General features: G+C 37.4%; 18 protein-coding genes. 13 read left to right on the top strand and 5 right to left on the bottom strand.

What is annotated here, in order from left to right; translation table 11 throughout:
- The first annotated feature begins 66 nt into the window (after positions 1-66).
- Both L323_RS30600 and L323_RS30595 read left to right on the top strand, forming a co-directional pair.
- On the top strand, positions 67-1,062 hold the full coding sequence (locus tag L323_RS30600) for a sugar ABC transporter substrate-binding protein (RefSeq protein ID WP_020815473.1): 996 nt from the start codon (positions 67-69) through the stop codon (positions 1,060-1,062).
- 189 nt (positions 1,063-1,251) lie between these two features.
- A complete protein-coding gene (locus tag L323_RS30595; RefSeq protein ID WP_020815472.1) occupies positions 1,252-2,292 on the top strand; it encodes an NAD(P)-dependent alcohol dehydrogenase in 1,041 nt (346 codons plus the stop codon).
- Positions 2,293-2,413: 121 nt separating this feature from the next.
- Here L323_RS30595 and L323_RS30590 read toward each other — a convergent pair whose 3' ends face one another.
- Positions 2,414-4,048, bottom strand: a complete 1,635-nt coding sequence (locus L323_RS30590) for a peptidoglycan-binding protein (RefSeq protein WP_020815471.1) — start codon at positions 4,046-4,048, stop codon at positions 2,414-2,416.
- 460 nt (positions 4,049-4,508) lie between these two features.
- Between L323_RS30590 and L323_RS30585 the strand changes: the two genes are divergently transcribed.
- The 5 genes from L323_RS30585 (at position 4,509) to L323_RS30565 (ending at position 10,254) form a co-directional block, all read left to right on the top strand.
- Positions 4,509-5,684: a Gfo/Idh/MocA family protein gene (locus L323_RS30585; RefSeq protein ID WP_020815470.1), complete on the top strand. Its 1,176-nt coding sequence runs from the start codon at positions 4,509-4,511 to the stop codon at positions 5,682-5,684.
- A 13-nt stretch (positions 5,685-5,697) separates the two neighbouring features.
- A complete protein-coding gene (locus L323_RS30580; RefSeq protein ID WP_020815469.1) occupies positions 5,698-6,972 on the top strand; it encodes an MFS transporter in 1,275 nt (424 codons plus the stop codon).
- Positions 6,973-6,974: 2 nt separating this feature from the next.
- Positions 6,975-7,994, top strand: a complete 1,020-nt coding sequence (locus tag L323_RS30575; RefSeq protein ID WP_020815468.1) for a Gfo/Idh/MocA family protein — start codon at positions 6,975-6,977, stop codon at positions 7,992-7,994.
- A 256-nt stretch (positions 7,995-8,250) separates the two neighbouring features.
- Positions 8,251-9,630, top strand: coding sequence for a sensor histidine kinase (locus tag L323_RS30570; protein WP_020815467.1), 1,380 nt, complete (start codon positions 8,251-8,253; stop codon positions 9,628-9,630).
- The gene (locus L323_RS30565; protein ID WP_020815466.1) at positions 9,631-10,254 is read left to right on the top strand and encodes a response regulator transcription factor; all 624 of its coding nucleotides are present in this window, start codon (positions 9,631-9,633) and stop codon (positions 10,252-10,254) included.
- Here the strand turns inward: L323_RS30565 and L323_RS30560 are convergent.
- Positions 10,246-10,887 (bottom strand): AAA family ATPase, encoded by a 642-nt coding sequence (locus L323_RS30560; protein ID WP_020815465.1) that lies wholly within the window; start codon positions 10,885-10,887, stop codon positions 10,246-10,248. The genes L323_RS30565 and L323_RS30560 overlap by 9 nt on opposite strands.
- Positions 10,888-10,950: 63 nt before the next feature.
- Entirely contained in the window at positions 10,951-11,952 is a 1,002-nt protein-coding gene (locus L323_RS30555) for an AvrD family protein (protein WP_020815464.1), read from the bottom strand.
- Between the two features lie 235 nt (positions 11,953-12,187).
- On the opposite strand from L323_RS30555, the gene deoC reads away from it, so the two are divergent.
- Positions 12,188-12,886 carry a deoxyribose-phosphate aldolase gene (deoC, locus tag L323_RS30550; RefSeq protein WP_200859511.1) on the top strand — a complete coding sequence of 233 codons (699 nt, stop codon included), beginning with the start codon at positions 12,188-12,190 and terminating at the stop codon, positions 12,884-12,886.
- Positions 12,887-12,959: 73 nt separating this feature from the next.
- Here deoC and L323_RS30545 read toward each other — a convergent pair whose 3' ends face one another.
- On the bottom strand, positions 12,960-13,928 hold the full coding sequence (locus L323_RS30545) for a hypothetical protein (RefSeq protein ID WP_020815462.1): 969 nt from the start codon (positions 13,926-13,928) through the stop codon (positions 12,960-12,962).
- Positions 13,929-13,958: 30 nt separating this feature from the next.
- Positions 13,959-14,588, bottom strand: coding sequence for a Fe-only nitrogenase accessory protein AnfO (gene anfO, locus L323_RS30540; protein ID WP_020815461.1), 630 nt, complete (start codon positions 14,586-14,588; stop codon positions 13,959-13,961).
- A gap of 449 nt (positions 14,589-15,037) precedes the next feature.
- Between anfO and nifH the strand changes: the two genes are divergently transcribed.
- The 5 genes from nifH (at position 15,038) to L323_RS30515 (ending at position 19,868) form a co-directional block, all read left to right on the top strand.
- Positions 15,038-15,859 (top strand): nitrogenase iron protein, encoded by an 822-nt coding sequence (gene nifH, locus L323_RS30535; protein WP_020815460.1) that lies wholly within the window; start codon positions 15,038-15,040, stop codon positions 15,857-15,859.
- Between the two features lie 319 nt (positions 15,860-16,178).
- Positions 16,179-16,505 (top strand): P-II family nitrogen regulator, encoded by a 327-nt coding sequence (locus L323_RS30530; protein WP_014314130.1) that lies wholly within the window; start codon positions 16,179-16,181, stop codon positions 16,503-16,505.
- Positions 16,506-16,517: 12 nt separating this feature from the next.
- On the top strand, positions 16,518-16,892 hold the full coding sequence (locus L323_RS30525) for a P-II family nitrogen regulator (protein WP_020815459.1): 375 nt from the start codon (positions 16,518-16,520) through the stop codon (positions 16,890-16,892).
- 19 nt (positions 16,893-16,911) lie between these two features.
- Entirely contained in the window at positions 16,912-18,504 is a 1,593-nt protein-coding gene (locus tag L323_RS30520) for a nitrogenase component I subunit alpha (protein ID WP_020815458.1), read from the top strand.
- On the top strand, positions 18,504-19,868 hold the full coding sequence (locus tag L323_RS30515; protein WP_020815457.1) for a nitrogenase component 1: 1,365 nt from the start codon (positions 18,504-18,506) through the stop codon (positions 19,866-19,868). The genes L323_RS30520 and L323_RS30515 overlap by 1 nt, the downstream gene beginning before the upstream one ends.
- Positions 19,869-19,883 lie beyond the last annotated feature (15 nt).

The raw sequence follows: 19,883 nt of genomic DNA, 5'->3' as shown, positions 1-19,883 counted from the left end.
CAGCTCTGCTGTTTAAATAATAAAAACTATTTCTATAAAAAATCTATTAAAAGGATGGACACACAGATGAAGAAGAAATTAATTAGCGTACTATCAATGTCACTGGCAATCACTTTTCTGGCAGCATGCGGAACAGGGACACCTAAAACTTCCGATTCAACATCTTCAGGCGGAAGCAGCTCAAAGGGCTATAAGGTAGCATATATAGCTCGTGCCCAATCTGACTCATTTGCAGCTTGGCTTGCAAACGCTGTAAAGGATGAAGCAAAGAAGTACCCGGACATAAAGCTTGATGTATTCGATGGTCAGGCAAATGACGATACTGAAAACTCAATGATTGAAAATGCTATCACAAACAAGTATGATCTGGTTATTGTTCAGCCTAATAACGGTGAAGCTCAAAGACCATACGTTGAAAAAGTGGTTAAGGCAGGTATACATGCAATAACAACTAATGCTCGTATTTCAGGAATTGAAGGAGCATCATCAGTAGACGCAAATCCATATGAACAGGCTGGAGTAAATGCTCGTGCAGCATTAGAGCAGATTCCTCAAAATGCAAAAGTTGTAGTGTTGGATGGACCTTCAGGAAACTTCCACGCTGATGAAAGACGTAAGAGCTGGCAGAAAGAATTCTTTGAAAAACGTCCTGATGTAAAAATCGTTGGCGAACAGATTGCAAACTGGAACAAAGACGAAGCTATGAAGTACATGGAAGACTGGATACAGTCAAATGATAAAATTGATGCAGTTATTTCAATGAATGACAACATGGCAGCAGGAGCACTTGAAGTAGTTAAAGATAACCCTAAATTCAAAAACATGCTTGCATATGGTGTTGACGGAACAGCAGAAGCACTGCTTTTGATTCAGGAAGGAAGAATGACTTCAACTTGTATGCAGAGTGCATATGACCTTGCTACAAAATTACTTGAAACAAGCAACAAGCTCTTAACAGGCGGAGAAAAACAAATTGATACAGATATCGGTAATCCACTTGTAAATAAAGATAATGTACAGCAATATATAGATATATTGAAGAAGTCCGGAGCTATTAAGTAATAATTTGTACCATTAAAAATACAAAGGTACGTGAAAAAATCTTTATTCACGTATCTTTGTATTGTATATTTAAATTATTTGGTGTAATATAAAAAAAAGAAAGTTAATTAAAGTGTTTTATAAAAGTTGATAATAAAGTTGATTTGAATATAAATTTAAAGGATAATATATTGTGTGGAGGTTTTTATTATGAAAAACAGAGCGGCTTATATGACCGGAATAAACAAAATGGAGATAAGGGACATAGAGGTTCCAAAGCTCAGAGAAAAGGATGTACTTGTAAAGCTTGAGTATGTAGGAATTTGCGGTTCTGACGTGCATTATCTTGAGCATGGAAAAATCGGTGATTTTATAGTGAACGGAGATTTCATACTTGGACATGAATGTGCAGGAACTGTTGTTGAAGTTGGCAGCGGAGTGCAAAACTTACAGGTTGGAGACAAGGTTGCGTTGGAGCCGGGAATAACTTGCGGACAATGCGAATTCTGTAAAACAGGAAGATATAATCTTTGCCCGGATGTTGAATTTTTGGCAACACCGCCATACCACGGTTCATTAATGAATTATATCGCTTTCCCGGAAAATATGTGCTTTAAACTGCCCAATAACATAACAACTAAAGAAGGCGCATTGGTTGAACCTTTAGCGGTTGGTATGCACGCAGCAAATCAGGGAGATGTGAAGCTTGGAAGCTCAGTTGTTATCCTTGGAGCAGGAACAATAGGACTTGTTACTTTGCTTGCATGTAAAGCAAACGGAGCAACTGACATTACTGTAGTTGATGTAATACCAAAGAGACTGGAATACGCAAAAAAATTGGGAGCAACCAATACAATAAATGCGGCAGAAACTGATGTGTTTGCAGAAATAGACAAACTCACTGATAAAAAGGGAGTAGATGTTGTTATAGAAACTGCCGGTTCTGCAAGGACTATTTCACAGACACCGTACCTTGTTAAAAACGGTGGTAACATCGTTCTTGTAGGTTTGGCTCCACAGGATATAATTGAATTTAACTTTGCAAAGATTATGGCAAAGGAAGCTACAATTAAATCAGTTTTCCGTTACAAAAACATATATCCTATAGCTATAAAGGCTATATCAAAGGGAATCATAGATATAACAGGTATAGTAACACATGAATTCGATTTTGATGATGTTGCACATGCTTTTGACTATGTAATAAACAACAAGCAGGATGTTGTAAAGGCAGTTATCAAAATAGACTAATTTTATTCTTCCATAAATAATACTCCTAAATTATCCGTCGGTTAAAACCGGCGGGTTTTTTGTTATTAACATAATAAAAATACGCTATGGAATACATAGCGTATTAATCTATTTTTAAATTCTAGAAAATTCTAAATGCACAAACAAAATTCCTTGTCCAGTAGGAAGAAGTTATGTTTGTAATACGAACTCTGCCCTGACTTGATGATGCATCAATCATCTGGTTGCCTCCTAATGCAATACCAACATGTCCGTTGTATGTAATGATATCTCCTCGTTTTATACTGCTCATGCTGGATATCCTTTTATATCTGCCGTTTCCTGCCCATCCTCCGGAGGTCATATAACCTTGCCTTACTCCTGAGTTTTTTAATACCCAATAAACAAATCCCGAACAATCAAAGGTATTAGGCCCTTTTGCACCATATACGTATCTGCTTCCCAGTTTTGATTTTGCTACTGATATAAGTCGCTCAACGCTTGGACTTACAAAGTTTCCGCCGTTGCTTTCTCCACCGGAATTATTACCTCCGCCTGAATTACTTGATCCTCCTGAATTGTTACCATTTGAGCCGCTTCCTGAACCGCCGGTCCATTTTCTTGCATCAGGGGATAAGAGTTTGGCTATAGTTTGCGAACCTACTTTTCCGTCCTGTCCCAAACCATTTCTTGTCTGGAAGTTAAGAACAGCATTATGCGTGTCTGAGCCGAAATAACCTGTTACGCCTTTCAGATATCCAAGCTTTTTCAAGTATGTCTGAACTTTTGTAACATCGTCTCCGCTATCGCCTATATCAAGGGCATTTTCAGTAGCATCTGCCGACATAAGCAAATCTTTTGTAACCGGCCCTATAAAACCATCGGCAATCAAACCGTTATTTTCCTGAAAACGCTTAACTGCAAGAACTGTATCGTTATCATACTTTCCGCTGGGTTTTGCGGTGAGATAACCAAGTTCATACAATCTTTGCTTAAATTGAAGTATTTCACTGTTTTCGTCCCCTAAATAAAAGGACATTGGAACAGCTTTTGTCGAATATAAAATTTCTCTTGTCTGCTTACCTACATTACCGTCATCATAAAGACCGTTTCTTTTCTGAAACTCCTTTACAGCGGTGTCGGTATCTGTACCAAAATAACCTGTTGCCTTATTTATGTATCCTAATTCATACAGACGTTCCTGAAGCTGCTGTACATCAGTTCCTTCAGCTTCAAGAGATACTGTATATGCTTTAGCATCCTCTGAAAGCAAAAGCTCATATGTTTTGGCATCAACTTCACCTGTTATGGGTAACTTATTTTTACGCTGAAATAATTCTATTGCGAATTGAAGCGGTTCTCCAAATTCATCCGTTGGTTCGTCAATTTCGAGATAATCCAGATCCATAAGTCTCTTTTGAATAACGGTTACTGTACTGTCTTTTACTCCTGACTTTATAACATCTCCTTGTTTAGGATTCATAGGAGTAATACCGCGGGATGTTTTAGTTAAAGCGGTTGATTCTGACTCGGATTTCGAATACTTCTGTGGGGTTGTTTGGCTGGATATTGAAGCCGTACTTTCCTGTTTATCTGCAGCAACGAATTTAGAACTTGAGGGTGGTAGAGTGAAAACGATTGCTGCTGTAAGAGCCAGTGCTGCAGCGCCTGAACATGAAATAATTATATATTTATATTTTGAGGGATATTTATTTTTGTAATTCTTAATTTTCTTAGGTATATCACTTATCAAACTCTTAATCTTCTTTAAATTCATAATCTCTCCAATTCAATTTGCATTTTTTACGAAATTTTCAAAAAAAGAATGTATAAATAGGAACATTAAGATAAACAAAAGAATATCCAAAAGAATTAAAACATAGGAGTATAGCCGTATATATGTATCAAATGTAAGTTTATTTCTGCCCCTAAAATACACAACTTTTATTATGAATATTAATATTTTATCATAGTTTAGAAGAAAATCATATTAAAGTTACTTTACAATTACAAAAAGGTTACTTTCTTGTAGCTTTTTATATATAATTCCGTAAAAACCGACAGCTTGAATTGTATATGGTTATAAAAATGTTATAACTACCCAACTCAAATTGGTAACTTTATAATGATAAACAATAACGGACCGTTGAATTGCAAAAATACACACAAAACACCGGTTACTTTGAATTAACCGGTAATAAACTAAAATACTATGAAGAATCGGAGGATTAAATATTATGAAAATTGGAATTGTAGGATGCGGTTATATTGCTAATTACTATGCAACAACACTACCGAACCACCCGGAACTGGAGCTTGTAGGAGTAACAGATATTAATACTGACAGAGCAAAAAAGTTTGCAAAGTTTTATGGAGTTAAGCATTTCGGCACTGTTGAGGATTTACTGAAGGAAAAGGAGATATCAATTGTTTTAAATTGCACAAATCCACACAGTCATTATGAAGTTTCTAGAGCAGTGCTTATGGCCAATAAACATGTATACACTGAAAAACCAATGGGAATGGATTTTGATGAGGCATCAAAGCTGGTGAACTTAGCAAAGGAAAGAAAATTATTCATTGCATCTGCACCAAGTATTGTTTTGGGAGAATACGCACAGGGAATAATGAAAGCCTTGAAAGACAAAGAAATCGGACATCCTATTCTTGCATATGCACAGCTTGACGACGGTGCTGTCCATAATATGCGTTACTGGACTTGGATAAGCAGAACAGGAACTGAATGGCCATATGAAAATGAGTTTAAGATAGGAAGTCTTTTGGAACATGCAGGGTATTGCCTTACATTACTAACGGCATTTTTCGGGCCTGTTAAGGAAGTTCAGGCATACACCCGCTGCCTTGTACCAAATAAAATAAACAAAGACAGAATAGATGACCTTGGGCCTGATTACAGCGAAGCGTGCCTGGAATTCAGATCAGGTATGGTAGCAAGATTGACAATAGGCTCAGTAGCACCGCATAATCATTCACTGATGATTGTGGGAGATGAGGGTGTTCTTACAACCGATGATTTATATTGGGATGTTCAGCAAAAAGTATATATTCAGAAGAGGATAACTTCCGATTCAAAAGACCGTGCGAATTCACATGTATATTTAACAGAGAAGGAAGAATACGAATTTGAAAGGCCTGAGGATTTTGAGTTCAGAAGTAAGGATGAAGTGAATGTGGACTGGGCAAAGGGAGTGGCAGAACTCGCGGATGCTATTTTACATAAAAGAAAATGCCGTTTGGATATGAGCCATGCACTTCATGTAATGGAAATAATTGATGTATTGGAAAATGCACGCAGCTTCAGTGGGCCGCAGAAAATAAGGACTGTATTTGATCCTATAGAAGCTGCAGACTGGATAAAAGAAGGAAAACTGCCAAAAGGCCTTACAGCTTAAAGAAGGGAGTTCTATGAAATATAATAAATTTATAAAATCAAGACTCTCAATGTTAATGTTTTTACAATTCTTCATTTCGGGAATAACTTGTCCGATTATGAGCTTATACTTGATAAAATGCTTGCATTTTTCCGGTGATCAGACAGGAATTATACTTTCGGTGTCGGGGATAACTACAATTTTTTCATCTGTTATTGGAACGCTGATTGCAGACAAAATACTGACAGTAAATCGGCTTCTTGGGATTTGCCACCTGTTTGCCGCTATATTTATGATTATACTTACTCTTCAGACTAGGTTTGAATGGGTGCTTGTCTCATATTTGTTTTATACGCTCTCCTTCGGATGTACGAATGGCTGCGTATCAGCAGTAGTGTTCCACCATGAGGAAAATGCAAAGAAAAACTTCGGCGGTATCCAGATGTGGGGTTCCATAGGTTGGATATCGGCGGGGTGGCTGTTCAGCTTTGTATGGATGAGAAATCTCACGGGTATAATGGCTATTAACAGGATGGCAGATGCTCTGAAAATTTCTGCAGGCATTTCGCTAATATTATTTATATATACATTTACTCTGCCTGTTAAAAAGATTGTGCCTGAAAGCCGGAAATCACTTGTACCGCGAGAAGCCTTGTCCGTTTTCAAAAAGCCACAGAATCTGTTTCTTGCGGTAATGGTTTTTATTACATTTACTTCATTTCAATACTATCTGTTCGGTATCGGGCCGTATTTACAGCAGAGTAATTACGGAGAATCCAATATTATGCCCTTGATGAGTGTGGCACAAATAGCCGAGGCTGTGGCACTTGGGGTTCTTGGTTACTTCATAGTACGCAAGGACTTCAAAAAGGTATTGATAATAGGACTTATAGCAAATTTATGGAGATTTGTAGCACTGCTTATAAGCCCTGCTTTTCCGGCTGTAATATCTGCTCTTGTTTGTCATGGAGTGGCATCTGCCTTCTTTTTCACTGCATCGTGCATTTACCTTGACAGTAAGTGCGAAGATAGTACGGCACGGCCGGGAGTTCAGCAGATAATAATTATGCTTGCATATGGAGTAGGTGCGTCCTTAGGAAACCTCTCTGCCGGCAGGTCTGTTACAATGTTTGAAACAGCCGTATCAGGTGTTGTGAATTACTCTGCTTTCTGGGGTGTACCATTGGTTGTCAATGCAGTTGTGTTCCTGCCGTTCATTTTATTATTCAAACGTGGGTTAGGGGAAAAAGTATCAAAGCAAAAAGATGTTGCAGGTTTATCTAAAAAATTGTCTATAAAGGAGATATAAAAATGATCGGAGTAGGTATTGTAGGATGCGGAGCTATTGCAAGATATCGTCACGTTCCGGAGTTTGCTACTAATCCATTATCTAAAATTATCGGTTACTTTAACCCCTCTAGTGAAAAAGCGGAAATTCTTGCATCCAATTACGGAGGGAAGGTATACTCCGATTATGAAAAGATGCTGGAGAATCCGGCAGTGCAGGCAGTTTGTATATGTTCACCCAATAAATATCATGCTTCAATGAGTATAGCTGCTATGGAAGCAGGAAAACATGTCTTGTGCGAAAAGCCAATAGCTGTGACCATTGACGAAGGTGAAAAAATGCTGGAAGCGGCAGCAAGGACAAAAAAGTGCCTGATGATTGCCCATGACATGAAATTTGAGTATGCCCATAAAAAAGCAAGGGAAATTGTTAAAAGCGGTGAAATGGGAAGAGTACTTAGTTTTCGCACCACTTTCGGACATAGAGGGCCGGAGCACTGGAGTGTAAATCAAAGCATGAATTCATGGTTTTTCGATAATGAAAGTTCCTCAACAGGAGTTTTAGCAGATCTTGGTGTACACAAGTTAAACTTGATTGAATGGCTTATAGATGATCGTATAGATCAAATTAAAGCCTTCTCCGCTGTCAGGGATAAAAAGCGTGAAAACGGAGAATTAGTTGAAACTCCTGACAATAGTGTTTGTCTGCTGAAATCAAAATCCGGGATTATAGGGACACTGGCAGCAAGCTGGACTTATTATGGAGGTATGGATAAAAGTACCTTACTTTATTGTTCCAAAGGCACCATAGAAATTTACAATACTCCCAGGTATCCATTGATTGTTGCAAAGTCTGAAAACGATAGAGTTTGTTATACTTTTGATAAACAGGAAACATCAGGTATTGCAGATGCTTTCTTGAACAGCATTGTAAACGGAACTACTCCGGCAATATCAGGAGAAGAGGGTTTGAGAGCTTTAAAGCTAGTTATGGCTTGTGCTGAAGCTCAGGCGAAGGATAAGACAGTAACGGTTTATGATTGAAAAATCACTATAATAAAAAAAGTTTACATAGGTTAATGGTATAATTAGTCTGCCCATCAGAAAAACACTTTATGATGGGTTATTGTTTATAAAAAAATACAATAGTTCTATACACATAATGACAATTTTCTCAATTTGTGTATGGTATCATTTCTTTAATAATTTGACATAAAAAGCACAACGTTGACATTTTAGTGGACACAGCTGCAAATACACACTACATACTCCTTGCGGCTTTAAGCAAAGGGGGACTTAAATGACATTTATTATTTCATTGATTTTAATATGGATAATTTCAATTATTATATTGATTGTGGATTTCAAAAGTGAATGTAACAGATGGATCAGTTCCGCAGCCTTTTGTGTAGGGCTGCGGTATTTAGCCGACAGCATTAATGTACTTGCTGCTCCAAACATGAACAATTACATTAAGATGGTAATTTGTATTCTTACGTCAATTTCTTTTGTATTTTACCCCTATACCTTATTAATGTTCAGCTTAAGTTTAACAAAAATACTTAAACCTAAGTATAACAAATTTCTGATGTGGATTTTGCTTATTCCGGTTGTTTTAGTTTACATATTTCTCCCGATAAATGATTTTATGTATCCTACAATTAAGCCTTCATACAAATATTTGACTCTATGGTCTACGTTTGGGATAATTTTATCAAATACAGTATTGATTGTTGGATATTTTAAAACCATCAGCATACTAAAAAAGAAAAACATATTCCTTGTGGGTATTTTTATGATACCTACCACAATATTCGGATGGCTTATTAACTTTTTTCTCCCTATTCTTGGAATAAAAAACCTATGGAAATTCAATATAATAGTAGTTTTTGTGGTAGCAGCTTTATACTGCCTGCTGGTCGTAAAATATGGTTTTTTGGGGATAAAAATAAAATTTGAAAAAAACCGTATTGACAGCACTATGCAGTCAATCAGTTCCGGAACCCAGATTTTGACTCACGCAATAAAAAATGAGATTCTAAAGATTTCTTTATGTACCAGAAACATCAATTCCTCAGGAACATTCTTTGATAAGGAGAAATTCGACAGGTATATCGGTGAAAATACCCAGAACATTACCGCATCAACAGATCATCTTATGATGTTAGTGGCCAGAATTAAGGATTATATGCATGAGATAGAAATAAAGGAGGAATATCATAATTTAGCGGATATTATAGAAAATTCATTGAACCTCATGATAGTACATATTAAGGAAAAGAATATTTCAATTAAGCGTTATTATTCATATGGTCAATTTGGTACTGTACTTATGTGTGATGCATTACACATTCAAGAGGTTTTGAATAATATTTTAAAAAATGCAGTTGAAGCACTTAAACCTAGCGGAGAAATAGGTATTCATGTTATAAAAGGCAGAAAGGTCTTAACAGTGGAAGTTCGGGATAACGGCCCGGGTATACCCGCCGGTAATCTTTCCCATATTTTTGATCCGTTTTTTTCTACCAAGAAAAACAGCATGAATTTTGGTCTGGGGTTATCCTATTGCTATAATGTAATGCATAAGCACGGTGGGGATATAGAGGTAGAGAGTGATGGAATTAAAGGAACAGCAGTGATTTTAAAGTTTTTATCAAAAAAGGTTAAGAAGGTGGTATAAATGAAAAAAATATCGGTCGCAATTGTTGAGGATGATCCCGTGTGGCTAAGCTCTTTGAAAATTTTTTTGGAAAATGAGGAAGACCTGGATGTAGTAGCTACGGCAGCCACTCAAAAGGATGCCGTGGAAATGGCAAAAAACAATGATATGGATATTATTTTAATGGATATAAATTTAAGTGAAAACAACATGGATGGAGTATATGCTGCTGCAGAAATAAGTCAGGCTAAAAATGTGAAAATAATCATGCTCACGTCTATTGAATCAGAAGAGGTTATTAGAAACTCCTTTACTGCCGGTGCTGTAAACTATGTTCTGAAAAGCAATTATATGGAAATCCCTGCTGCTATCCGTGCCGTCCACAATAAGGTGTCACCCGTGGAGATTTTATTAAAAGAGTACTCAAGAATGAAGGAGGCAGAACAGGTAGCTGCCTTGTCCAATGCAGAAAGAGAAATTCTTAGTCTGGTACAGCAAGGATACTCTCAATCAAAAATATCTGAAGTACTTTTTAAGTCACCGGGTACTATAAAAGCACAAATAAATAAGCTGTTGAAAAAAATGGGCGTTGCCAACTGTAAACAAGCTATTAAGAAAATTAATACCAAGGGAATTTTAAAGTAATTGTTCTTTAGGCTTGATACCGTAAATATTTATTATTTTTTTCAGCCTTTCTTCCGTACTACCGGTAATAATATAGTATTTTATCCCTATCTCCTCTAAGGCATTTATTATCATTTCATCACAAGTCTTACGGACTTTATCAGAATAATAATGATAGTTTTCTTGTTGAGCAGGTGATTCAACAGGCAAATGTATAAAGGAATGATAGTTTCTCTTACAGTATTCCTTAAAAACATTACCAAGGCTTTTATAAAAGTTTTCGTATATATTCTTATGAGTAATAATTTCCAGATTGTTAGCAAATAGATTAAAGCTGAAAGGTGTATAATTCAATGAATTTAGTTTAACCTGACCGTAAATGTAAGATTCTATTAATGTTCCATCTACTATAAAGTTTCCCTGTACTCGGTTTTCACTCATAACCTGCTCTAAAAAACGATAGATACATATCTGGTAGTATTCGTATGGAGAGCATTGATCTATGGTTTTCCCGGGGAAATGTACAGATGTCACTTTTTCCATACTTTTTACAGAAACCATAGGTATTGCCATAAGTTGTTCCAAAGCTACAGCCAAGGTTGTTTTTCCCGTTGCAAATGTACCGGATATGGCTATTCGCAAATCCTTGTTCATTTTATGACTATCCCCTTTGTAAATAAGATATCACACACATAATACTTTTAGAGTACTGTAAAATCAGGACACTTTTTTATGTCCGGTATTAATAACTGATTCAGGAATTTCATGTGCAAGGCTTACACTTACACTCAATGGATTCGAGGGGGAATCCACAATACATTTAAAGTCAGCTATTCGCCAGGTACTTTCTTTCATACGAAGGATTTTTGACTTGCTGATATAAACAGATTGCCTGAAGCTTTTAAGGGTGCTTACAGGCTTTTTATATTCAATTTCAACTTTTCTCATCCACAGGTTGTTAGAGCATTTACGTTCTATGCTGTCAACCCGGTATATGAGTGCCTGCATCTGTTGAGATGCACAGGCAAACAGGTCTATGATGGAATAAATATTGTTGTCTGAAATTGTTTCCGTCTTTCTTATATTTACAATGGAAGAAAGGGATTGGCTGTTTTTATCAATGCAAATATTCGATAAATCATATATTTTATTCTTTTCAACCAGTTGAGTGCAATAACCCGCAATAGCACTACCTGCATCCTTTATGCTGCTGTAGAAGATATCTTTTGTAGTCATACTGTTAATATCATGTTCCAATTCAATGACTATGCTAAAACCTGCAATTTCGTTAGAAAACACCGAGTTGTAGCGGTCATTACCGGTCTCCGCAGTACTTAGAAATCTGGTGTGAATATCAATATCTTCAAGTTTATATTCAGGCTCGCTGCCTGCTTTTATTGTAACTTTTTTTATCCATATATCACCGATTTGGTTGTTGCTTAGTTGATAAATATGACTTGCGAAGAGTGTATTCAAACAGAATACAAATACCAAAATATCAAGTGTGCTTACATGTGGTTTTAATACTGTTCCATCTGCTTTTACCGACCAGTTTTCAGGATATATGGCCGAACACTTGGCGGTTAATTCATTTTGGCAAGGACTGATTGAAATGTTATTGAAAAGGTGTCTGACGTTTTTAAAGCCGCTGCTAAAAAACCTTTTGTCCTTGTCTCCTAAAATCTCATCAATTGTTTCGTATACTTCGTTAGTTATCATGTTTTTCATCTCCTTACAATATAATGTTTGTAGATAAATATGGTGTTAGTTAAAAGCAATTTAGTAAGCATAATTCCATTATAATAGGTACAGGTTTTTTAGGTAGTTATAACTTTTTTATAACCCTGTGTTTTTGGAATTACGCAGGATTTTAGTTGGTCCTAACGAATATTAACATATATATAAAAATATACCAGTAACAAAAATTAATCATAAATCAGGAGGATATTAAATGATTACTGCAAAGGAAATTGCAAAAATGATAGACCATTCTTTACTGAGGCCGGAACTAAATGAATCTGATGTCAGACAAGGGTGCAGGCTGGCAAAGGAGTATTCTACCGCCTCGGTTTGTGTAAAGCCATGTGATGTAGAAATTGCAAAAGAGGAGCTTGAAGGAAGTGATGTTCTGGTAACTACCGTAATAGGCTTTCCACATGGTTCAAGCAAGACATCTGTTAAAGTGCAGGAAGCTGTGGAAGCTATCAATGATGGGGCTGTGGAACTTGATATGGTACTTAATATTGGCAGACTTCTTTCAAAACAGTTTGACTATGTGGAAAAAGATATAAAAGCAGTGGTTGATGCAGCACATCAAAGGGGTGTGATTGTAAAAGTAATTCTGGAAAATTGCTATTTAAGTGATGAGCTAAAAGAAATTGCCTGCAAGATTTGTGAAAGTGCAGGAGCTGATTTTGTTAAAACCTCTACGGGTTTTGGCACCGGCGGGGCTACTCTGGAAGATCTTGAACTAATGCGCAGAACATGCAGTGAAAAGGTCAAGGTAAAAGCCGCAGGGGGAGTGAGAACACTAAACGATGCTTTATCTGTCAGAAGCAAAGGTACGGTAAGATTCGGTGCTACAGCAACCAAGGCTATCATGGATGAGGCGAAGCGCAGGGAAGAGGAAGGATTATTACAGGAAGCAAAATAAACTAAACCTCAAAAAAAATAAAAATGCAGCGGATATCCTTTTGGATAAACCCGCTGCATATAACCCATTTTAATCAGATATAATTACTTTTTTTACACAGACTGCAACTTGAACAGTCTGTACATGTAAGGACGGAACCGGAATTTGTTCCGGAATCATTTATTATCGTAAATCTTGTTGTATTGATATCATATATTCGCTTTTTATCACTTTTAAATTTTACGTAATGACCTTCAAAAGAAATTTCCAGAGGCACTATGGAAACTACATCTTCTTCAAAAGGATCAGGCTTAACTACTGCTTCCATTGTTTCAAAGGAGCCGGCTTTTTCAAAAATAGCTACCTTACTGCTGTTTGTGCAAAGGGATTGAATTTCTCCGTTTTCCGAAAAAATTAATGAATTACAGTCGGCATTTATACCAAGAGCATTTTCGTTGTAAGCTGTTAATTCTCCAATGAGAGTAGAGACTGTAATTTCATAGGCAGGCTCCACCGATTTAAGCTTTCCGTTTTCATATAATGAAAAACCTATTCTCACGGGAAGAAGGCTTTGGGAAGTTCTGAGGATAATAGTTTCACCCGGCCACAAGGTCATTGATTTAAGGTTTCCGCTTTCATAAAAGCATAGACCTATTATTTTTGTCTTGAAGCTGCCAAAAGGAAAATGAAACTGGAATTCGTCACAAAGTTTTTCTTCATCCTCTTGGCTCCAGTACCCGCTTAGCTTACCATTCAACGGAAAAATCCTTTTCAGCCTGCCTGATTCATAAAAAGTAACAAGTTCTGTGGGGAAAGTACCCAAGGTTGTTTTTATTAGGGTTGAGGATTCTAAAGAAATACTTTTAACTTTTCCGCTTTCATAAAACGAAATAGAATGACAGTATTTTTTACGCACTTCATCTTCACCATATTTAGGAATCAAATCGCCGTATTCAGTTTTAATTACATTCTTTTCACAGAGTATACATTCTTTAATTCTTCCGCTTTGGAAACAAAAAGCACTGACAATACCTAAGAGATTTTCACGAATATTTTCGGTCATATTGGCAACCTCCTTTTTATAATGGAACATTTAATGTGAACAGACATTATTTAATATGGAAACCTTGTACTTGTTATCTCCGTTTTCTTCTATAGAATAGCTTAGGTCTAATTCTGGCAGTATGTTGTCAAACCAGGGGGGAACATGGGAACATATAACCTCAAGCCTGAAAAAAGGGGTAGTTTCCAGAAATGGCTTTAGAGCTTTCTTAGAGGAAATTTCAGGATGTTTGGCTTGAAGCTCCATTAGGTTTATGTAAAAAACTCCGTTTTCTTCTGTTTGAACAGGTGAAAGGGCAACTTGCTTTGAATTCGCAGTTTCAGCTTTTAAGCTGCTGACTTCATTATATATATCATCCAGAACACAGCTGGTGATGTCCTTTGCTTCAAATATTGCAAACCCCATCCGGTCAAATATGTTGTATGCAAGACCGGACATTACTTTGCCGACTATTATCTTGCAGTCCTCAAGTTCCATAATAAGACTTTTAATATTTTCCCTAAGGTCTGAAAGGGACATGTTAGTATTAATATAGTAACGTACTTCCTTATACAGCTGCCATTGTGTATTATTCTTATTGTATATATTTATTAATGATCCTTTTTCAAAAGGTGAAAGCTCTTCTTCATCATTTACTATCACTGCAATTTGCTTTACCATAAATTTAACCCCCTACGTTATATTATTTATCTAGAAATACAAAAACGGGGCATCAAGCTTTTAGCTTGATACGCCCCGTTGCACTTACTATTATTATATGAGGAGTGATAGAAATAATCAACCGTATCATTGATTAAAAAATACGAATTTGTAAAAAATATACAAAACAACTTAAGAATTAACAGCTTTTATTGACGAATTCGTGTATTGTTAATACGGTTATAAAGTCTTATACTCTTAGTAAGCTAAAACAAATTAATAAACGCGACGACGAAGTCTCATTAATTCACTATGAAGTGAATAATGGGACTTTTTTAGTAATTAGCACAACATCAGCAAGTCAGACGATGAGGTCTTAAAACATAGAGTGGAAACTCTGTTTTGAGACCTTTTTATTTTACAGTTTGAAATTTAATGTACAACGGTACAGGAAAATGGGAGGTATTTATATGAGACAGGTAGCTATTTATGGAAAAGGCGGTATTGGGAAGTCAACTACAACACAAAACCTGACCGCAGGCTTAGGGGAAATGGGTAAAAAGATTATGATTGTAGGCTGTGACCCAAAAGCTGATTCAACCAGACTGATATTAGGAGGCCTCGCACAACAGACAGTTCTGGATACACTCCGGGAAGAGGGCGAGGATATTGATCTCGATTTGGTTATGAAAAAAGGATTTTCCGACATCAATTGTGTTGAATCGGGAGGGCCGGAGCCGGGAGTCGGTTGTGCAGGACGAGGAATAATTACTTCCATAGGCTTGTTGGAAAGACTTGGTGCATATGAAGATGATCTTGATTACGTTTTCTATGACGTTCTCGGAGATGTTGTTTGTGGAGGATTTGCAATGCCGATTCGTGAGGGAAAGGCACAGGAAATCTATATAGTTGCCAGCGGTGAAATGATGGCACTTTATGCGGCAAACAATATATCAAAGGGAATTCAGAAGTATGCCAAGACAGGCGGTGTAAGACTTGGCGGTATTATATGCAATAGCCGTAAGGTTGACGGTGAAGCTGAACTGGTTGAAGCTTTCGCAAAGGAGCTTGGCTCTCAGATGATACATTTTGTTCCCAGAGACAACATGGTTCAAAGGGCTGAAATCCATAAAAAGACAGTGATTGATTTTGATGCGGAATGTAATCAGGCAGATGAATACAGGTCTCTTGCCCAAAAGATAGACGAGAACAAAATGTTTGTAATTCCTAAGCCCTTAAAGCAGGAAAGACTTGAGGAACTATTGATGGAACACGGAATTATGGATATTTAATATTAATCACTCAGCTTTTTTATTAGCATGATTGATGAGTTTAAATCTTTTCATGGTTCGTCTCCAAAATCTTTACCTGAATTAGTAGGGTGACATTTTAGCTCTTTTGCCGTCGCCCACATTCGCCATCGTGGCTCATAGTGGGCTAAAACAACATCGTGTTGATTTTACGGCACAAATCACTAAATATCACCAACAAATTCATGGTAAATATTTTTAATCAAACTTCACCATTGAAAGTTTAAACCCCATTGTTTCTCAAATTTGAAATGTTAGTGATTGAAATTAAACCTACTAATAAGGAAAGGCGGATGAAATTATGATATTGGTAAGAGCAATTATCAGACCTGAAAGAACAGGTATAGTGCTTTCAGAACTGCTGGCAGCAGGCTTTCCCGCAGTAACCAAAATGGATGTATACGGAAGAGGAAAGCAAAAGGGAATTGTCATAGGTGATATCCAATATGATGAGATTCCAAAAGAAATGTTATTAATTGTTGTAAATGATGAAGATAAGGATGATGTTATAAAAATAATTATGAGGAATGCACGTACAGGAGAAAAAGGAAACTTTGGTGATGGAAGAATATTTATCAGTGAAGTTCTGGATGCATACACAATTAGTACTGCAAAACAAGGCTTATAGGAGGTGTTGCTTATGAAAGAGGTTATGGCTTTTATCCGTACCAACAAAGTTAACAGAACCAAGGAAGCACTTGCCAATGCCGGGTTTCCGGCCTTCTCCTGCAGGCCTTGTCTTGGTAGAGGTAAAAAAAGCCTTGATGCAACTGTTTTAAACTATATTATGGAAGCCGGAGAATTGCCCGTATCCAAAGTAGGTGAAGCATTTACAGAAACAGCAAGGCTTATTCCCAAAAGATTTTTTTCATTGGTTGTAGATGACGAACAGGTGGATTTGGCAGTTAAGACTATTATAAACGTAAACCAGACCGGGAATCCCGGAGACGGCAAAATATTCGTAATACCAATTCAGGAAACTTATAAGGTTAGAACAGGGGAAAACCTACTTTAAATGACAGGTGGTGAGACAAATGAATGTAAGAAATATTGTTTTGGATAAATATAGTGCAAAAGTCTACAAAAATAGAAAAGAACACATAATGGAGCTAACCGAGGAAACTAAAGATCAGCCCATTGCGGCAAATAGCCGTACTGTTCCCGGAATAATAACAAACAGAGGATGTTGTTATGCAGGTTGTAAAGGTGTTGTTCTCGGTCCTTTGAAGGATGTTCTTGTATTAACACACGGGCCTATCGGTTGCGGATATTATTCATGGGGAACCAGAAGAAACAAAGCAAAAACCGAGGACGGAAGAAATTTTATTGAATATTGTTTTTCAACTGACCTTCAGGAGCCTGATATAGTGTTCGGCGGTGAAAAAAAGCTGAGACAGGCGATAAAAGAAGCGGTAGAAATTTTTCAACCAAAATGCCTTATGATATGCTCTACTTGCCCCGTAGGACTTATAGGAGACGACATACATGCAGTTGCGGCAGAAACCGAAAAATTATACGGAATCACCTGTATGGCATTCAGCTGTGAGGGTTACAAGGGGGTCAGCCAAAGCGGCGGCCATCATATTGCAAATAACACACTCATGAAAAAAATAATAGGTACTAACGATACTCCTCCTAAAAACAAATATTCCGTAAACCTACTGGGGGAATATAACATTGGCGGAGACGGCTGGGAAGTTGAAAGGATAATGAAGCGTATCGGCTACGATGTAATATCGGTTTTTACCGGAGATGGCAGTTTTGAAGCAATACAGAATTCTCACATGGCAAACCTCAATCTGGTGCAATGTCACCGTTCAATAAACTATATAGCTGAAATGATGAAAACCAAATACGGTGTGGACTGGATAAAGGTAAATTTTATTGGAATAAAGTCAACCATACAATCTCTTAGAGACATGGCAGCTTACTTCGGAGACAAGGAACTTGCAGAACGAACTGAAGAAGTTATAGACGACGAACTTGCAAACATTGCTGATGAAAAAGAATACTACTATTCAAAGCTAAAAGGTAAAACAGCTGCTCTCTACGTGGGAGGATCAAGGTCACATCATTATCAGCTGTTGCTTGCAGACTTCGGTGTTTCCACAGTTCTTGCGGGTTACGAATTTGCTCACAGGGATGACTATGAAGGCAGAGAAGTAATTCCTACAATAAGAGAAGATGCCGACAGCAAAAATATAGAACATCTTAATGTAGCAAAGGACGAAAAAAAATACCACGCATACCTTACTGACGAGCAATATGAACTGTTAAAAACAAAAATTCCTCTGGAAGACTATACAGGGATGATAAGGCATATGGAAAACGGCAGTATTGTAGTTGACGATTTGAACCAGTTTGAGACTGACGAGTTCCTGAAACTATTGAAACCTGACATATTTTTCTCTGGAATAAAGGATAAATATTCACTCCAAAAGTCAGGAGTTCTGGCAAGACAGTTACATTCCTATGATTACAGCGGCCCGTATGCCGGATTCAGAGGCTCCGTCAACTTTGCAAGAGATATAACAATGGGATTGTATACTCCGGCCTGGGGATTTGTTACACCACCTTGGAAAAACAGATCAACTCTCAGAGCTTCATTAGCAGGAGGTGAAAAATAATGCTTACAATGACTCCGAAAGAAATATCAGAACGCAGCAGCTTAAGAATAAATCCGTGTAAAACATGTCAGCCGGTTGGTGCAATGTATGCAGCACTTGGGGTACATAACTGTATGCCTCACAGCCACGGCTCACAGGGATGTGCCTCGTACCACAGAACATTTTTGTCAAGGCATTTCAAGGAACCTGCAATGGCTTCTACAAGCTCATTTACGGAAGGTGCTTCGGTATTTGGCGGCGGTAGTAATCTCAGAACAGGTGTAAAAAATGTATTTGATATATACAGTCCTGACATTATCGCAGTACATACCACCTGCCTGAGTGAAACAATAGGAGATGACCTGACTGCATTTATTCAGGATATTGATATACCCGAAGGGAAATACGTTGTTCATACAAACACACCAAGCTATGTAGGATCACACATAAATGGATTTTATAATATGATGTCCGGATTTATCAACTATATGGCCGAAACCACAGGTCAATCAAACGGCAAAACTGCAATTTTCCCCGGGTTTGTAAATCCCGGTGATATCAGGGAACTAAAAAGAATATTAAAGCTTATGAAAGTACCTTTTACAATGTTCCCTGACCAGAGTGGAGTAATGGATGCACCCATGACGGGAAACTACGCAATGTATCCTAAAGGCGGAACTACCATACCTGAGATAATCGGACTGGGCGACTGCGAGAAGGTCCTTGCTCTGGGCGAGCTTACAAGTGAGGAGCCTGCAAATGTATTGGAAAGAAAGTGCAAGGTTCCATACTCTCTGATGCAGCTTCCAATAGGGATTGAGGCTACAGATAAATTCGTTATGGAGCTTTCTCAGATAACAAATGAGGAAATTCCTTATGAGCTTGAAGAGGAACGTGGACAATTAGTAGACATAATTCTGGATGCACATTTCTATTTTCATGATAAAACAGTTGCAATATTCGGTGATCCCGACACAGTACTTGGTCTTACCCGTCTGGTACTGGAAATGGGAATGATTCCCAAATATGTTCTGACAGGAACCCCCGGTGAGGCTTTTGTAAAGCTGGCAAACAATCTTTTTAACCAATATGGTGTAAGTGATTGCACTGCAAAGGCATCAGGAGACTTGTTTGAACTCCATCAATGGATAAAGAATGAAAAGGTTGATCTGCTTCTTGGAACCTCTTATGGTAAACAAATAGCAAAGGCTGAAGACATACCCTTTGTACGCGCCGGTTTTCCGGTGCTTGACAGATATGTACACTCATATGCACCAATACTAGGCTACAAAGGAGCAATAAGGCTGGTGGAAATGATTGCGGGGGCCTTGATGGACAGACAGGACAGAGATGCAAGTGATGAGGAATTTGAAGTAGTTATGTAAATCAAGACCAACAGA

The organism is Ruminiclostridium papyrosolvens C7, assembly GCF_000421965.1.
GTDB classification, from domain to species: domain Bacteria; phylum Bacillota; class Clostridia; order Acetivibrionales; family DSM-1351; genus Ruminiclostridium; species Ruminiclostridium papyrosolvens_A.
Note: the sequence above shows the minus strand (reverse complement) of the source record. Positions and strands in the feature narration are given on the sequence as shown.

What these genes read in the sequence shown, in the direction of transcription:
- L323_RS30600 (WP_020815473.1), top strand. Translation starts at nt 67, where the DNA reads ATGAAGAAGAAATTAATTAGCGTACTATCAATGTCACTGGCAATCACT.
- L323_RS30595 (WP_020815472.1), top strand. Translation starts at nt 1,252, where the DNA reads ATGAAAAACAGAGCGGCTTATATGACCGGAATAAACAAAATGGAGATA.
- L323_RS30590 (WP_020815471.1), bottom strand. Translation starts at nt 4,048, where the DNA reads ATGAATTTAAAGAAGATTAAGAGTTTGATAAGTGATATACCTAAGAAA.
- L323_RS30585 (WP_020815470.1), top strand. Translation starts at nt 4,509, where the DNA reads ATGAAAATTGGAATTGTAGGATGCGGTTATATTGCTAATTACTATGCA.
- L323_RS30580 (WP_020815469.1), top strand. Translation starts at nt 5,698, where the DNA reads ATGAAATATAATAAATTTATAAAATCAAGACTCTCAATGTTAATGTTT.
- L323_RS30575 (WP_020815468.1), top strand. Translation starts at nt 6,975, where the DNA reads ATGATCGGAGTAGGTATTGTAGGATGCGGAGCTATTGCAAGATATCGT.
- L323_RS30570 (WP_020815467.1), top strand. Translation starts at nt 8,251, where the DNA reads ATGACATTTATTATTTCATTGATTTTAATATGGATAATTTCAATTATT.
- L323_RS30565 (WP_020815466.1), top strand. Translation starts at nt 9,631, where the DNA reads ATGAAAAAAATATCGGTCGCAATTGTTGAGGATGATCCCGTGTGGCTA.
- L323_RS30560 (WP_020815465.1), bottom strand. Translation starts at nt 10,887, where the DNA reads ATGAACAAGGATTTGCGAATAGCCATATCCGGTACATTTGCAACGGGA.
- L323_RS30555 (WP_020815464.1), bottom strand. Translation starts at nt 11,952, where the DNA reads ATGATAACTAACGAAGTATACGAAACAATTGATGAGATTTTAGGAGAC.
- L323_RS30545 (WP_020815462.1), bottom strand. Translation starts at nt 13,928, where the DNA reads ATGACCGAAAATATTCGTGAAAATCTCTTAGGTATTGTCAGTGCTTTT.
- anfO (WP_020815461.1), bottom strand. Translation starts at nt 14,588, where the DNA reads ATGGTAAAGCAAATTGCAGTGATAGTAAATGATGAAGAAGAGCTTTCA.
- nifH (WP_020815460.1), top strand. Translation starts at nt 15,038, where the DNA reads ATGAGACAGGTAGCTATTTATGGAAAAGGCGGTATTGGGAAGTCAACT.
- L323_RS30530 (WP_014314130.1), top strand. Translation starts at nt 16,179, where the DNA reads ATGATATTGGTAAGAGCAATTATCAGACCTGAAAGAACAGGTATAGTG.
- L323_RS30525 (WP_020815459.1), top strand. Translation starts at nt 16,518, where the DNA reads ATGAAAGAGGTTATGGCTTTTATCCGTACCAACAAAGTTAACAGAACC.
- L323_RS30520 (WP_020815458.1), top strand. Translation starts at nt 16,912, where the DNA reads ATGAATGTAAGAAATATTGTTTTGGATAAATATAGTGCAAAAGTCTAC.
- L323_RS30515 (WP_020815457.1), top strand. Translation starts at nt 18,504, where the DNA reads ATGCTTACAATGACTCCGAAAGAAATATCAGAACGCAGCAGCTTAAGA.